Here is a 12,804-nt window from a genome sequence, read left to right on the forward strand (position 1 = left end):
ACTCTTAGCGGCCGCACCTTGGCGGCCGCATCATCAGGCCGATATGAATTTACGACAACAGACCATATTGCAGTTGGTTAACGATCGCCGGCGGATCAGCGTCAATGAGCTGGCGCGCGCCTCGGGCGTCTCGGAAGTCACCATCCGGCAGGATCTCAACCTGCTGGAAAAGCGCAGTTATCTGAAGCGGGTACACGGTTCCGCCGTGGCGTTGGAGAGCGACGACGTCGACGCCCGCATGATGTCCAATTTCACCCTCAAACAACGGTTGGCGCAATATGCCGCCGCGCAGGTCAACGACGGCGAGACGATCTTCATCGAGAGCGGCAGCGCCAATGCCCTGCTGGCGCGCTACATTGCCGAACGCAAGCGCATTACGCTGATCACCGTCAGCCACTATATCGCCAACCTGCTGAAAGAAACCGACTGCGACGTGATTGTGCTGGGCGGCATGTACCAGAAGAAAAGCGAGACCGTGGTCGGCCCGCTTACGCGGCTGTGCATTCAGCAGGTGCATTTCAACAAGGCGTTTATCGGCATTGACGGCTTTCAGGCCGAAACCGGCTTTACCGGCCGCGACATGATGCGCGCCGACGTGGTCAGCGCGGTGCTGGCCAAGGGCGTGGAGAATATCGTGCTGACGGACTCGAGCAAGTTCGGCCAGATCCAGCCCAACCCGCTGGCGCAGACCGGCCAGATCAGCCGGGTGATCACCGATTCGCGCTTGGCGCTGGAGTATCAGCATCAGCTGAAACGCCAGGGCGTACAGGTGGAGCTGGTTAACGAATAACGCAGGTCACTGCCGCACCGCGCGGGCTACACCGCGCGCCTTCCCCTTGCGCAGCGGGATTTTAAGACTATTTACCTGTTTATCCTTCCCGAGAAACCTATACTCAGTTTCGGCGCCTTTTGGGCCGTAACTTGCTAATTATTCGGCCGTTAACAAAAAATGCCATTTTTTATATCGATACTGTACGGGAATCAACGGCAGGCCTGATTTATGGTTAACGCCTATACTTATAGGGCACTTCCATATAGCCAATGCTAAGGAGAAGTCATTATGATGATTATCAATAAACGTTTCGCCACCGCCGCGCTGGCACTGACTCTGGCGTTTTCACTCAGCGCCTGTTCCAACATGTCCAAACGCGATCGCAACACCGCTATCGGCGCCGGCGCCGGTGCAGTCGGCGGCGCAGTGCTGACAGACGGCAGCGCGTTGGGCACGCTGGGTGGGGCTGCGGTAGGGGGCATCATCGGTCACCAGGTTGGCAAATAACCTGACCGAGAGACCTCGGCCGACAGGCTGGCAAAAGCGCCTCGGCGCTTTGACGTATTAACCAGAATAACGATGATTTCAGGTCTGTTTTACTTTAAGTCTATGGTTCTTTTGCCGTTAACGGGCTAACCCCCGGCAGCAACAACCTCAAGCCATGCCGCAGTATTGCACCGCGGCATGGCGATTCATCTCAACCGCCCGCCAGTTTGACCTTCATGCCTTTGGCTTCCAGCAGCTGTTTGAGCAGATCGCGTTTATCGCCCTGGATCTCGATAATCCCGTCTTTCACCGAACCGCCGCAACCGCATTTCTTTTTCAGCTCGGCCGCCAGTTTGTCGAGCGCGGCATCATCCAGATCGACGCCGGCGATCAGGCATACCCCCTTCCCCTTGCGGCCGCTGGTCTGACGCTGGATGCGCACGATGCCGTCGCCCTTGGCGCGTTGCGGTTTAACGTCTTCCTGCTTGATGCGGCCGGTGTCCGTGGAATACACCAGGCGGCTGTTATCGTCATTCATCATTGCCTCCTCAGGCCAAAGAGGCGCGGATCGCGCGCAGCGTCGCGGCCGGATCCGCAGATTGGGTGATCGGACGCCCAATCACCATGTATTCCACGCCGGCGGTCTGGGCCTGCACCGGGGTCATGATACGGCGCTGATCGCCCGCCGCGCTGCCTTCAGGGCGGATCCCCGGCGTAACCAGCTGGAAAGCCTGCCCGCAGGCGGCCTTCAGGCGCTGCGCTTCGTGTGCCGAACAGACCACGCCGTCCAGCCCGCAGTCGCGGGCCAGGCGCGCCAGGCGCTCGGCGTGTTCCGCCGGGCTGGCCTCGATGCCAATGCCGCGCAGGTCTTCCGCTTCCATGCTGGTGAGCACCGTCACGGCGATCAGCAGCGGCGCATCCGCTCCGTAAGGCAGCAGCGCTTCTTTAGCGGCGGTCATCATGCGCGCGCCGCCGCTGGCATGGACGTTGACCATCCAAACGCCCAGCTCGGCCGCCGCCGCAACCGCATGCGCGGTGGTATTGGGAATATCGTGGAATTTCAGGTCGAGAAACACGTCGAAACCGCGCCCGTGCAGATCGCGCACCAGCTGCGGCCCAAACAGCGTGAACATTTCTTTGCCCACTTTCAGCCGGCAGTCTTGCGGATCGATACGGTCGGCGAACGCCAGCGCAGCGTTCTTATCGGCGTAATCTAACGCCACAACGATTGGAGATGATTTTAAGTCATTGTTATTAGTGTTATTTTCAGACTTCATTTCTTCTACCTTCTGTAAAATGGACATAATCAGGTACTCACCCGCGAAACTGACCGCCGCATTCTACATGCCGGGGGCCAGAAATCCCAGCCGCAGCGCGTACCGCCGCTCTGTCATGTTACCTCTCACCTTTGTCATGGCGCGTCAACTAAAGCGCGTCAGCGATAAACCACGCAGCGTAAAACGTCGTAAAGATGCGTAAATTCTCAATCAAACATTTTGAACAACTTGCTCAGCATTATCAGATTTTCAAACGGCCCAGATGCTTTATTATTCACCACATCGGAAGCGAATGGCTTCCTTCCTAAATAAACAGACTGGAGTCACCTATGAAAACCATCAAATATTTTGCAGCCGCTACCGCTATCGCACTGACCTCTTTCGCTACTTTCGCCGCTGAGCCGGTCAACAGCCAACAGGCTGACAGCCTGACCGCCACCGGCATCGTTTCCGCGGGCCATGCGACCACCCTCAGCAGCCTGGAGAAAAAACTGGCCGCTAAAGCCGATGCCCAAGGCGCCGGCAGCTACCGCATCATCTCCGCCGGCGGTAACAACATGCTGAGCGGCACCGCGATCATCTATAAATAATGTTTCCGGTACAGGGCCCGCACGCTCGGGCCCTGCCTCTGTTTCTCGCCTAAAAAACCCGCGTTTGCCTCACCCTTCTTTGTTACATAAATATTAAATTTTTATTACACACTAGACACCCGATCGCCAGTGGCTTAGCTTGAAGGCATCTTCCTGCAGAAAGGCTTTCAAAATGAGCGAGATATCGACACTTACCATCAAAATTCCTCTGGAACTGAAGGAAAAAATCCGCGCCGCCGCCGCTGAAAACGAATTTTCGTTGAGCGTGGAAGTGTGCCAGCGCCTGGAAAGCAGCTTCAGTGCGCCCGCCACCAAGTCAGAAAAACCGGCCAAAAAGGCGGATGAACTGCACCACGGCGAGATCGACAATCAAAGCACCGAAGAAGAGGTTGAACAGCCGCTGAGCCAGAAAGAACTGAAGAAACTGCGCCAGCTGTTGAAAACCGGCGCCAAAGGCGGCAAGAAAAAGTAAGCGGCAAACGAAAAAACGGGGCGATAATCGCCCCGTTTTGTTTTGCCCCGCCGCCGCGTTATTGCCCGTCCAGACCGCGGATCGGTTTGACCGATGACCAGGCTCGGCACGACGGGCAATGCCAATAGAGCGAGTGCGCGGTGAAGCCGCATTTGTGGCAGCGGTAACGCGGCTTGGTGCGAATTTGCTCGCCGACCATATCGCGCAACAGCAGCAGGCTCTCTTTCGCCCGGCCGTCTTCGGCGTCCGCCAGGTGATAATCCATCAGCCGGTAAAACACGCGCATGGTCGGATGGCGCTGCAGCTGGCGGTTGATATAGACCTGCACCACGTCGCGCCCTTCGTGCTGTTCGATGATCTCGGCCAGCATCAGATCGGCGGTGGCGCCGGTGTTCTCTTCCACGCAGCGTTTCAGGAATTCAACCCAGCTGTGCTGTTGTTCCGGCAGATGCGTGTAGCATTCCTGCAGCATCGGCAGCGTTTCGCTGACCAACTCTTTATCCTGGCTCAGCACGCGTTGCAGCGACTCTGCCGCTTTGGCGTAGTCGTTTTGCGCCATATAGATGCGCCCGAACATGATGGATACGCGCGCACACTGTTTATCGGCTGCGTCCGCACGTTTGAGCAGGCTCATCGCCCGATCGAGATCGTCGCTGCCCATCGCCTGCAGCGCCAGTTCGCAATAGAAGTGCGCGATCTCGACGCGCTGTTTCTCTTTACCCAGCTTGACCAGCTTTTCCGCCACGTCGATCGCTTTTTGCCAATCGCTGGTGGCCTGATGGATCACCAGCAGTTGCTGCAGCGCCGATACGCGAAAATCCGCTTCGTCAGTCAACTGGCTGAACATGTCTTCCGCGCGATCGTACAGCCCGGCCGCCATATAGTCGCGGCCCAGCTGCTGTACCGCCAGCAGGCGCTGTTCAAAGGTCAAGGAGGCGCTTTCCATCAAGGCCTGGTGGATACGGATGGCGCGGTCGACTTCGCCGCGCGAACGGAACAGGTTACCCAGCGTCAGGTGGGCTTCAACGGTGTTGCTGTCCTCTTTCAACATGTCGAGGAACAGATCGACCGCCTTGTCCTGCTGGTTGGAAAGCAGAAAGTTCACCCCTGCCACGTATTCACGCGACAGGCGGTTGGCTTCTTGCTGTTTATCCTGCTGAGCGCTTCTGCGCCCCATGTACCAACCGTACGCGGCAGCCACGGGCAGCAACAGAAACAGCAGTTCTAACATAGAGGATTATTCCTTGCTGACAACGGGCTGAGCCGCCGGTTCAGCGGGCTGCTCAAGCTGCAGCTCCAGCCTTTTGATCTTGCGCTCGGCGCGGCCCAACGCAATGCGCGTGCGCAGGTAAAACAGGCCGCAAATGATCCAGCCGAGAACAAAACCGGCGCCAAACAGCGTGGCCAACAGGGTCGATACGCGATAGTCACCCTGCGCAACCAGATAGTTGAAATTGACCACCTGATCGTTATGCGCACCCAAGGTGACGGAAATCACGAAGATCACCAGAACCAACAAAAAAATCAGCAAATATTTCACATTCTTTCCCGCGATGCCGAGTGAATCGGATGAACGATGCCAAAACGTGGCGTCCCTAACCCTTAAGTTAGCATTTCCCACTGCGGCAGGGAAACCCTGCGGCACGATAAAACCACATATCTGCTGGCATATTCGGCAGTAAACGGCCTTAGCGAACAAATTGATGAGAAAGCTTCTCAAAACGTCGAATTTATAAGGATATGGGGGCGACGGCGCGGATTGCAATGGCGGGAAAATGTAAGCGGTTAATGCGGCGCCGTTCCGACGCCGCGTTTTTGTGACACAGTCACGTCATGACATGATTAACCCGCCGTCCACATTGATGGTTTGGCCGGTGATGTAGTCGGCATCGTCCGAGGCAAGAAAGGCCACGAGACCCGCCACGTCCTCGGGCTGACCGGCGCGCTTGAGCGGAATGCCCGCCACCCACTCGGCCATCAACTCCCCTTTGCCGTAGGTTTTTTCCGGCCCGCTGAGAATTTCGCCCCAAACGCGGTCGTTATATTCCCACATCTCGCTTTCAATGATGCCGGGGCAGAATGCATTGACGGTAATGCCATGCGGTGCCAGCTCGAGCGCTAAACTTTGCGTAATGCCGATCACGCCCATTTTGCTGGCGGCGTAATGCGGTGTGTAAATGAATCCGTTACGCCCCTGACCGGAAGAGGTGTTGATCAGCCGCCCCTGGCGCTGGCCGACCATATATTTAGCCGCTTCCCGGCAGCAGAGCCACACCGCAGTGGTATTTACCGCCAACACTTTCTCAAAATCGCTTTTGGGCATCTGGTCAAAACGATCGATAGTGATCACCCCGGCGTTTTGAATGGAAACGTCGATCGCGCCGAATCGCTCCCAAGCCTGACGATAAAAATCAACCACCTGCGCCTCATCGGTGACGTCGAGGATCACCGGCAGAATCTCCACACCATAACGCTGGCGCAGCGTTTCCGCCGTGGTCAGAATGCGTTCCGCATTCGATGCAATCACCAGATTGGCACCCAAACGGGCGAAGCGCTCGGCGATGCCGGCCCCAATGCCGCGGCATGCGCCGGTAATCACCACGGTTTTCCCCGTGAAATCACGATTCATGGTTGTTCTCCTGTCATCAATGAGCTCGCCTGCGGCCGCCACAAGGTGCGTTGCACCGCCTGCCGCCAGGCGCTGTAGTTTTCCTGCAGCTGCCGGTGGCGCTGCATATCGGGTTTAAATTCATCATGTTGGGGCAACAATGCCGCCAGTTGCCGATCGGTAGTCCCCCACAGGCTGCGCATCGCCATCAGCGCCGCCCCCAGCGCCGAGAGTTCCGCCGTGTTGCTGCGCCACACCGGGCAACCCAGCAGATCGGCCTGAAACTGCATCAGCCAGTCATTGCGGCTGGGGCCGCCATCGGCCATTAACCCCTGCAATGCAAAACCCGGCTGTTGCCGCAATACGCCGATCACATCGGCGATTTGATAAGCCACCGACTCAAATGCGGCCCGCACCAAATGTTCCCGCCGCGTGCCGCGGCTGAGGCCGCAGATCACGCCGCGCGCCTGCTCATCCCACCAGGGTGCGCCGACCCCGGTCAGTGCCGGCACAAAATAGACGCCACCGCTGTCGGCCACGCAAACAGGCAGTTCACTTAACGGCGTCTCGCCCCCCGCCGACATGGCGGTGATATCCAGCATCCAGGCAATGGCGTCGCCGGTGTGGGGAATATTGCCCTCCAGCGCATACTGCATACGCTCGCCATCGTGCCAGGCGACGGTCGTTGCCAGAGCGCTCGTGTCGCATTGCGCTTCGGCGATCGGCGCCATCACCGATGAACCGGTGCCATAGGTGGCCTTAACCTGCCCCGCCTGGCCGAGCGCATGGCCGTACAGCGCCGCATGCGAATCACCGACCATCGCGCCAATCGGAATGCCGTCGGCAATGCCTTCCAATCCCAACGTCGCGCCGAACACATGGCTGGAGGGGGAGATCGTCGGCAGCGCCTGGCGGGGAATGTTGAACAGCGCCAGCATCCGCTCGTCCCAATCGCCGGAGGCAAGGTTCAGCAGCTGGGTGCGAGCGGCATTGGAGGTATCGCAGCCGAATGCCTGTCCTCCGCTCAACTGCCACAGCAGCCAGGCATCGATGGTGCCAAGGCAGATTTCTCCGTTCTCCGCCATCCGTTGCCCCCCTTCGCAGCGATCGAGCAACCAGCGCATTTTCGCCGCCGAGAACAGCGGTGAAAGCGGCAGGCCGGTGGCGCGACGCACCACTTCGGCCTGCCGATCGTGCCGCAGCCGTTCACAGAAATCGGCGGCGCGCGCGCATTGCCAGGTTAGGGCCGGCCCGATCGGCTGGCCGTCGGAACGCCGCCAACCGATGGCGGTTTCACGCTGGTTGCTGATGGCGATACCGGCAATACGGGATGCGCCGGCCAACGCAATCGCTTCCCGCAGCACCGCCAGAGAGGCTGCCAGTAAGGCCTCGCCCCGCTGTTCCACCCAACCGGGCTGCGGCGTCTGCAGCGTCAACGGCCTGCTGGCTCTGGCGACGATCGCCCCCTGCGCATCCACCACCACGGCCTTGGCGTTGCTGGTGCCTTCGTCCAACGCGACAATGCAATCCGCTTTAGCCATGGCTCACCTCAGCCAGCGGTTGCACCGCTTTTTTATCCTGCCGCTGCATCAAAATGACCTTGCTCTGCAAACGCTGCTGGAACTGGTCAATCACCACGGCGGTAACGATCACCAGCCCTTTAATCACCATTTGCCAGAACTCGCTGACGCCCATCATCACCAGACCGTCCGCCAGAAAAACGATCACAAAGGCGCCGATGATCGAACCGAATACCCTGCCGCGGCCACCGCTGAGCGCCGTACCGCCCAGCACCGTCGCGCCGATGGCGTCCATCTCGAACATATTGCCGGTCATCGGGTGCGCGGTTTGCAACTGAGAAGCGATGACCAGCCCCACCAGCGCCGCACACAGCCCGGAGAAGGCATAGACGAACATTTTCACTTTGACGATCGGCACTCCCGACAGCCGCGCCGCCGGCTCATTGCCGCCAATCGCATAGATATAACGGCCCAGCGGCGTTTTCTTGGTGAGATAGATCCCCAACAACACGATGGCCAACATCAGCCAAATCGGGTTGTAAATCCCGAGAAAGGTGCCGGATCCCAGGGCCGCGAAACCGGTGTTGCCCAGCGCTTCCATGCCCACCAGATTGGGATAGGTTTTGCCGTCCGCCGTCAACAACGCCGCTCCGCGCGCCACGTACATTGCGCCCAGGGTGCAGATGAACGGCGCAACGCCGAGCCGCGTGATCAGCGTGCCGTTGATCAAACCCAACAACACGCCCAACAGCGCCACCGCGCCGATCACTTCAAAGACGTTGAGAAACAGCCGGTTGCCATCCCACAGCGGGATGCCGACGGTCAACAGCGCACCGGCGATCATCCCGCACAGGCCCGCCACCGCGCCGACCGACAAGTCGATGCCGCCGGTGAGGATCACCAGCGTCATGCCAACCGCCAGCAGCCCGGTAATCGCCACGTGCTGCGTCATGATCAGCAGATTGGAGACGGTCAGAAAATTCGGCACCATGCCGCTGAAGAACAGCACCACCAGCAACAGGGCGATGAAGGTGCGCGCCTGCAGCAAATACATATACAACCGATACTTGGTTTGCATTGCCTTATCCTTATGCGTGTGGGGTTGAGGCGCGGATCAGCGTTTCGCGATCGGCCCGTTCGCGCGGCAGATCGGCCGTCAGTTTCCCGTCCGCCATCACCATCACCCGGTCGGCCAGTGAGACCACCTCATCCAGCTCCGACGAAGAGAACATCACCGCCAACCCCTGGCGTGCCATTGCGCCAATCAGGTGATAAACGTCCGTTTTGGCGCCGACGTCGATTCCGCGCGTCGGCTCATCGAGAAACACTACCTGCGGCCCGGTCAGCAGCGCCTTGCCCAACACCACTTTCTGCTGATTGCCGCCGCTCAGGCTGGTGATTGGCAGCTCCCGGTCACTCACCTTGATCGCCAGTTTTTCGATCATGCCGTCGACCAGCGCGCACTCCCCGGCCGACGCCAACGGCCGCAGCGCGTTGCGCCCCAGGCTGGCCAGCGTCATGTTGGCCTTGATCGACATCATCTGCACCAAGCCCTCCGCCTGCCTGTCTTCCGGCACCAGCGCCATGCCCAACGCCATGCGCTGACGAAACCCCAACCGCTCCACGCTTTTGCCGTTGAGCAGAATGCGGCCTGCCGTCTGGCGCATCACGCCGTTGATCACCTTGAACAGTTCGGTGCGGCCGGCGCCCAACAGGCCATAAATGCCGATCACTTCCCCTTTGCGCAGTGAAAAACTGACGTCGTTAAGGCAATAGCCGCCGTTTTCACGCGGCAGCGTCAACTGCTCAACCTTCAGCACTTCATCCCCTTGCTCTGCCGCGCAATAATCAAAGTGCTTGCTCTTTTCCCCGACCATCTTTTCGATAATCCACGGGATGCTGACGTTGCAGACCGGCTCGGCGGCAACAAAACGCCCATCGCGAAACACCGTGATGCGATCGCCAATCTCCATCAGCTCTTCCAGACGGTGAGAAATGTAGATGATGGTGACGCCGCGTTTTTTCAGATCGGCGATCACCCGAAACAGCGTGCGCACTTCAGCCTGGCTCAGCGCCGACGTCGGCTCATCCATGATCAGCACCCGGGTGTCCTTCGCCAAGGCGCGAGCAATTTCCACCAGCTGCTGATGTCCGATGCCGAGACTGCCCAACGGCGTATGCGGGTCGATGTCCAACTCCAGCCGCTGCAGCAAGGATTTGGCCAGCTGATATTGATAGTCCACATTGATGCGGCCACGCTGGAAGAACTCGTTGGCCATAAAAATGTTGTCCATCACCGACAGGTTGGGGAACAGGTTCAGCTCCTGGAAAATAATGCTGATCCCGAGCCGCTCCGCCTGCTGCGTGGAAGTTAGCGTCACCGCTTTACCCTCCAGCTCGATGGTACCGGAGGTCGGGGTTTCCACCCCCGCCAGCAGCTTCATCATGGTCGACTTGCCGGCGCCGTTTTCGCCGATCAGCACGTTGACCTGATTGCGAAACACTTGATAACTCACGCTATCCAATGCCGTGACGCCAGGATAGAGACGCGAAACGTTGCGCGTTTGAATAATGACCGGATCGCTCATCACGCCCCCTTAAGGTTGAATGCGTACCGGCGTGATCAACAGCGGCTCGGCAGGCGCCTGCCAGCTGCTGAATACGCCGTACACGGTAATGTGGTCACCCACCTTGGGCGGGGATCCGGCCAGTTCGTCGATCGAAGCCTGATTAATCGCCCTGGCAAAATCGCCGAACAGCGCTTGGTCATTGAAATCGCCGTAGCTCAGCCCGCGATAGCTGTCGCGCAATGCCGTACCGCGATAAACCGGCCCGATCTGCACCTCCACGCTGCTGAGCGGTGCATCGGTCAGCTTGAGCGTTAATTTTCCGCTGCGCGAACGGGTGTTGACCGCCACGACTTCACCGCTGACCTTAACGTTGAAATAACAAGGGAACTCCGGTTGAGCGCGGTACCCCAGCAGATCGCAGGCGCTGTCAAAATCCTTGGCCTGGGCGATCCGGGCGAGCAGCTCGCCCAGCGGCTGCGCCGTTTTGACCGCTTGCGGAGCGATTTGGCTGCGGTAAATTTCCGCCGCCTGCGCCACATGCGGATTCACCGGGGAGCGAAGCTCCGCCAGCTTTTTCTCCGAAACGATACGGCAACCGCTCAACGCCAGGACGACGGTGACGGCCAGCGCAATGCGCATCGACATAACAACACCTCCGATCTCACCCCGCCGCCGGGACGGGGTGGTGAAAGACGCCGCTCAGCGCGGATTACGGTTTGAAGTTGAAGTCACTGACCCGTTGCGCATTGTCTTTGCCGATCAGGATGCCGCGGAACATCACGCGCTCCTTGCCGGTATAGCTGCCGGATTGGAAATAGCCGTCGAGGATTTCAACGCCCTGCGCGGCGATCGCCTGCGCCTGCAACATCACGCTGGCGTAGAGGCTGCCGTTGAGAATGGCGTCGCGTTCATCGTTGCTGCCGTCGATGCCCACCACGGTGACATCCTGCCGGCCGGCGGCCTTCAGCGCCGCCACTGCGCCCAGCGCCACCGGGCCGTTGCCGCAGATCACGCCTTTGATGTCCGGATGCGCCTGCAGAATGCTGTCCATGATGCGTTTTCCCTCCAGCAGATTGCCCTTGGCATCCTGACGCGCCACGCTGACCATCTCAGGGTATTGGTCGATCACGTTGTGGAACGACTGCGAGCGCGTGACGCAGTTATTGTCCGCCAGGTTGCAGGTCAGCTCGGCGTATTTGCCGGTTTCCCCCATTTTTTCGACAAACTGGTTGGCGACGTCCGAGCCGGCCTGGAAGTTGTTATGGGTGATCTGCGCCAACGCCACGCCATCGACCGGGATCTCGCGGTTGATCAGCACCACCGGAATACCGGCGTTTTTCGCCTGCTGCACAGCGGCGACGCTGGCCTGGGAATCGGCGTTATCCAAAATGATGCCCTGAACCTTGCGGCCGATAACCAGGCTGATCAGCTCCCCCTGGCGCTTAACGTCTTCACCGTGCGACAGCACCAGCGTCTGGTAGCCGAGCGACTTGGCCTTGCTCTCGGCTCCCTTGGCTTCCGCGGCGTAATAAGGGTTGTCCAGCGAGTTGACGAGAATGGCGATCGTGCCTTTTTCCGCCGCCATGGCAGAGGTGCAGGCAAAACCGGTGAGCAGGGTAAGGTAAGTGGCTATTTTTCTCATGATGGTGTTCTCTTATCGTTGTGTTGAACATCGTCTGGTGTTGGCGATCGCTGCGGTTGCCGCTTACCAAATGGTAAAACCGCCGTCGATCATCAGGTCCGCGCCGGTGATCATGTCGCTGCCGTTGCTGGCAAAAAACAGGATCGCCGCCGCAATTTCGTCGGTATAAGCAAAACGCCCCAGCGGTATCAGTTTTTTCATTGCCTCGCCCTTCTCGCCGCGCCAGGCTTTCTCTCCCATAGGCGTCAGCACCACGGTGGGCGATAACGTGTTGACGGTGATGCCGTGCGGCGCCCACTCTTTGGCCATCACCTTGGTCATGCCCAGCAACCCCGCCTTGGCGGAGGTGTAAGCGCAGTGATCGTCAATGGCGATGGAGGCCGCCTGCGACGCGATGTTGATGATTTTCCCGCCGTGGCCGGCGGCTATCGCACGGCGCGCCAGTTCCTGCGAACACAAGAAGGGCCCGGTGAGGTTGACCGCCAGATGGCGCTGCCACTCCTCGAGCGTCACTTCCGTCGCCGGTTGCAGATTGACGTAGCCGGCGCAGTTGACCAGGATATCGAGCCGGCCAAAGCGCCGCTGAGCCGCGTTGAAGGCGGCAGCCACCGAGCCGGGTTCGGTCACGTCGCACACCTGGCAGAACACCTGTTCTTCACCCAACTCCCGCAGCGCCGCCGCGGCCTTGTCCTGTTCAAAGGCCGGATACATCAATACCAGGCGCGCGCCCTTTTCCAGCAGCAGGCGATTGGCGGCCATCGCGATGCCGCCCAGACCGCCGGTGATCACCGCTACCTTCCCTGCCAGCGACATCCGGCTATCGACACCGTAGCGTAAATTAACGTCGTATTCGTTCTGCTCCATCGC

The 12,804-nt window shown here is 59.3% G+C and carries 15 protein-coding genes; 4 read left to right on the forward strand and 11 right to left on the reverse strand.

Features of this window, described 5'->3' with window-relative positions; genetic code table 11:
• The first annotated feature begins 43 nt into the window (after nucleotides 1-43).
• Nucleotides 44-790 carry a DNA-binding transcriptional regulator YciT gene (locus ABTW55_RS24785; RefSeq protein WP_033647550.1) on the forward strand — a complete coding sequence of 249 codons (747 nt, stop codon included), beginning with the start codon at nucleotides 44-46 and terminating at the stop codon, nucleotides 788-790.
• 270 nt (nucleotides 791-1,060) lie between these two features.
• Nucleotides 1,061-1,279, forward strand: coding sequence for an osmotically-inducible lipoprotein OsmB (osmB, locus tag ABTW55_RS24790; RefSeq protein WP_004945176.1), 219 nt, complete (start codon nucleotides 1,061-1,063; stop codon nucleotides 1,277-1,279).
• Between the two features lie 190 nt (nucleotides 1,280-1,469).
• On the opposite strand, the gene yciH is transcribed toward osmB, so the two are convergent.
• Both yciH and pyrF read right to left on the reverse strand, forming a co-directional pair.
• A complete protein-coding gene (gene yciH, locus ABTW55_RS24795) occupies nucleotides 1,470-1,796 on the reverse strand; it encodes a stress response translation initiation inhibitor YciH (protein ID WP_033647552.1) in 327 nt (108 codons plus the stop codon).
• A gap of 10 nt (nucleotides 1,797-1,806) precedes the next feature.
• Entirely contained in the window at nucleotides 1,807-2,535 is a 729-nt protein-coding gene (gene pyrF / locus ABTW55_RS24800) for an orotidine-5'-phosphate decarboxylase (RefSeq protein WP_060422315.1), read from the reverse strand.
• 329 nt (nucleotides 2,536-2,864) lie between these two features.
• On the opposite strand from pyrF, the gene ABTW55_RS24805 reads away from it, so the two are divergent.
• A complete protein-coding gene (locus ABTW55_RS24805) occupies nucleotides 2,865-3,125 on the forward strand; it encodes a YdgH/BhsA/McbA-like domain containing protein (protein WP_033634720.1) in 261 nt (86 codons plus the stop codon).
• Nucleotides 3,126-3,297: 172 nt separating this feature from the next.
• Nucleotides 3,298-3,597 (forward strand): Arc family DNA-binding protein, encoded by a 300-nt coding sequence (locus ABTW55_RS24810; protein WP_049232972.1) that lies wholly within the window; start codon nucleotides 3,298-3,300, stop codon nucleotides 3,595-3,597.
• A 58-nt stretch (nucleotides 3,598-3,655) separates the two neighbouring features.
• On the opposite strand, the gene lapB is transcribed toward ABTW55_RS24810, so the two are convergent.
• The 9 genes from lapB to ABTW55_RS24855 form a co-directional block, all read right to left on the reverse strand.
• On the reverse strand, nucleotides 3,656-4,828 hold the full coding sequence (gene lapB / locus ABTW55_RS24815; protein ID WP_033634721.1) for a lipopolysaccharide assembly protein LapB: 1,173 nt from the start codon (nucleotides 4,826-4,828) through the stop codon (nucleotides 3,656-3,658).
• A gap of 6 nt (nucleotides 4,829-4,834) precedes the next feature.
• Nucleotides 4,835-5,137 (reverse strand): LapA family protein, encoded by a 303-nt coding sequence (locus ABTW55_RS24820; protein WP_004930650.1) that lies wholly within the window; start codon nucleotides 5,135-5,137, stop codon nucleotides 4,835-4,837.
• A 291-nt stretch (nucleotides 5,138-5,428) separates the two neighbouring features.
• Nucleotides 5,429-6,226 (reverse strand): SDR family oxidoreductase, encoded by a 798-nt coding sequence (locus ABTW55_RS24825; RefSeq protein ID WP_060421303.1) that lies wholly within the window; start codon nucleotides 6,224-6,226, stop codon nucleotides 5,429-5,431.
• Nucleotides 6,223-7,746 (reverse strand): FGGY family carbohydrate kinase, encoded by a 1,524-nt coding sequence (locus tag ABTW55_RS24830; protein WP_060387841.1) that lies wholly within the window; start codon nucleotides 7,744-7,746, stop codon nucleotides 6,223-6,225. Before ABTW55_RS24830 ends, ABTW55_RS24825 begins: the two co-directional genes overlap by 4 nt.
• On the reverse strand, nucleotides 7,739-8,803 hold the full coding sequence (locus ABTW55_RS24835; RefSeq protein ID WP_041035336.1) for an ABC transporter permease: 1,065 nt from the start codon (nucleotides 8,801-8,803) through the stop codon (nucleotides 7,739-7,741). Before ABTW55_RS24835 ends, ABTW55_RS24830 begins: the two co-directional genes overlap by 8 nt.
• Before the next feature lie 10 nt (nucleotides 8,804-8,813).
• Nucleotides 8,814-10,313, reverse strand: a complete 1,500-nt coding sequence (locus ABTW55_RS24840) for a sugar ABC transporter ATP-binding protein (protein ID WP_060421305.1) — start codon at nucleotides 10,311-10,313, stop codon at nucleotides 8,814-8,816.
• Between the two features lie 9 nt (nucleotides 10,314-10,322).
• Complete coding sequence (locus ABTW55_RS24845) at nucleotides 10,323-10,940, reverse strand: DUF2291 family protein (RefSeq protein ID WP_043147550.1); 618 nt, start codon at nucleotides 10,938-10,940, stop codon at nucleotides 10,323-10,325.
• A 64-nt stretch (nucleotides 10,941-11,004) separates the two neighbouring features.
• Entirely contained in the window at nucleotides 11,005-11,937 is a 933-nt protein-coding gene (locus ABTW55_RS24850; protein ID WP_060421308.1) for a D-ribose ABC transporter substrate-binding protein, read from the reverse strand.
• A 63-nt stretch (nucleotides 11,938-12,000) separates the two neighbouring features.
• Nucleotides 12,001-12,801: a GolD/DthD family dehydrogenase gene (locus tag ABTW55_RS24855; protein WP_043147552.1), complete on the reverse strand. Its 801-nt coding sequence runs from the start codon at nucleotides 12,799-12,801 to the stop codon at nucleotides 12,001-12,003.
• Nucleotides 12,802-12,804: the final 3 nt, after the last annotated feature.

The sequence above is a fragment of the Serratia sp. SM04 genome (assembly GCF_040280225.1).
Taxonomy (GTDB): domain Bacteria; phylum Pseudomonadota; class Gammaproteobacteria; order Enterobacterales; family Enterobacteriaceae; genus Serratia; species Serratia sarumanii.